Source organism: Marivirga sp. (assembly GCF_035704835.1).
Taxonomy (GTDB): Bacteria; Bacteroidota; Bacteroidia; order Cytophagales; family Cyclobacteriaceae; genus Marivirga.
In genome coordinates this window covers 1-2,054 of sequence record NZ_DASSWQ010000039.1, presented here as the reverse complement: position 1 = coordinate 2,054, position 2,054 = coordinate 1, and the positions used below count along the sequence as shown (strand labels likewise).

Sequence of the window (2,054 nt, the reverse complement as noted above, 5' to 3'; positions counted from 1 at the left end):
TAATGTTTTGGCTGAATTAGCCTTGGTGTTTAACCATCCGTAATTTCTACTTAAATTGCTCATAATATTTATATTTTATATCATGAGCTTAACGCTCCGGTAAGTTGAAATACTTCAGCTACCGGAGGTTGAGTTCAACACAGCATATAGCTCATGGCGGGGAAATGGCTACCAGCAAGGTTTTCGCTTTTTAGCCAGCTTTGGTTTCGGTGGACAGGAAAGTACTTCGAAACCGCCACAAGCCATATGCAAACCGTTGTATGCCAGATCAATCAATCACAAACCTATACCAAATGACTAAATTCCTTATCATATTTATTCTTTTGTCAGTTAATATGACATTTGGACAAGCAATTCAGAATGGGCTTATTTTACCAGAGGAAAGGGACAATCAAGAAATCTGTTGTATTTATGCGCCAAAAGAAGGATTTACTATTTATAACCAGCCCGATGGGGAAATAATAGGAAAGTTGACCAGAGATGTGAAACAGAATACTGGTGACCAGTCAAATTATCGAATTTACTATGTCGACTTCAAAACTAAAACAGACACCCAAATTGATTTACAGCATTTTGAACAAATTGGTTATGAAATTTGGGCTTTAAAGTATGCCGAAAAAAGCAACGGATTTGTTAAACTAAGATATGACGAAAGGAACTTATGGTTAAAGGAAAATGATATTATTACAGCTGGATTTGAATTAGTTGATTGGCAGACTTTCCTTTCAGATAATGTTGAGAATTTATTGGGCTTTTATGCGAATGACCCAGGGTTAAATTTAAGAGAACAACCAAGCACAGACTCAAAAATAATTAAAACTTTGAAAGGTGAGACTCACCAAATTTCTCCAACCAAAGAGCATGAAGGACTGTGGACAAAGGTTAAAGTAATCATAAATAAAGAACACCCTTGTCGAACTGACTTCAAAGAAGAAGAAAACATCATTCAAGAACTAGAAGGATGGATAAAAATTATTGATGATAATGGTCAACCAAATGTATGGTACTATTCGAGAGGATGCTAAAAGAAACACGGCATACAACATCAGCTATGAATGAATGGGGTTTCATTAGTCAGGAAAGTTTGGCGGTACTTGGAAAGACAGCCACAATGTGTAAATTTATTAATTGCTGTGACTGTGTGCAAATGGCAAGCTTAGTATTTTTTAAGCCCCACTCATCATAGCCTTAGCGTTGGGCAACATACAGAAATGAACAAACTGCTAATATTAAACATTCTGATTTTATTACTCTTTTCTTGCGTTAATAAAGAAAAAAGCGAAACGGAATTTTATGTAGAAAATCAAATTTCATTTTTCGATTTGAGAAACTCAGATTGGACAAAAAATGCGTGGATTAGAAAACCAGAAAATTTAAAAATGGTTCACGAATCATTTAAGAAATTTGGGTATGACAAACTCGAAAAACTGATTTACAAAAGTGAAAATGAATTCATAATACACGGGATTTACATAAAACGTAATTTCGAGAATTTAATGGACAGTTTGCAACTGACATACAACAATCCCGAAATACAAAGTAAATATTACACTGAATTTTGGGAACGCAGAAAATCGGAAAACAATGACTCAATCGTTTATGAAATCATACGTGAATTCAACTCTCACAAATCCGACCAAAACCAATTGACTTACAAAAATAGATTTGTAAATGACACTTTGGTTGACCTTTTAAAAATTGAGTTCGATAATGATAAACCAAATTCAGAAAAGGCTAAATCGGACTTTTACACATTAAAAAAATACGGACTTCATCAATCTGCATACAATCTACTATATGAACGAGCAGAATATGCAGAATTAGATTTAGACCGAGAAAAATTAAAAAAAGAATTGACAAAAACAACGGAATTTACATATCCTTGGTTGATAGATACTGAAAAATAAGTACGTTGCCCAACATCTAAGCTCTAATGATGCGCGCTAAGGGCGCGGTTCATTAGAGCTTCTGTTGAGCTCAACTTCCAAACCTACACTGTTTTTCTATGGGGATTGAATAAGTTTATTTTGGGCTTTCTTTCCTGTTTTTAGTAA

At 34.3% G+C, this 2,054-nt stretch carries 2 protein-coding genes; both read left to right on the top strand.

Going from position 1 to position 2,054, the window contains the following annotated elements:
* The first annotated feature begins 293 nt into the window (after window positions 1-293).
* Entirely contained in the window at window positions 294-1,025 is a 732-nt protein-coding gene (locus VFM92_RS05935; RefSeq protein WP_325121278.1) for an SH3 domain-containing protein, read from the top strand.
* 186 nt (window positions 1,026-1,211) lie between these two features.
* Complete coding sequence (locus VFM92_RS05930; RefSeq protein ID WP_325121277.1) at window positions 1,212-1,907, top strand: hypothetical protein; 696 nt, start codon at window positions 1,212-1,214, stop codon at window positions 1,905-1,907.
* Window positions 1,908-2,054: the final 147 nt, after the last annotated feature.

Coding starts and splice junctions, on each gene's coding strand:
- VFM92_RS05935 (WP_325121278.1), top strand. CDS start 294: ATGACTAAATTCCTTATCATATTTATTCTTTTGTCAGTTAATATGACA.
- VFM92_RS05930 (WP_325121277.1), top strand. CDS start 1,212: ATGAACAAACTGCTAATATTAAACATTCTGATTTTATTACTCTTTTCT.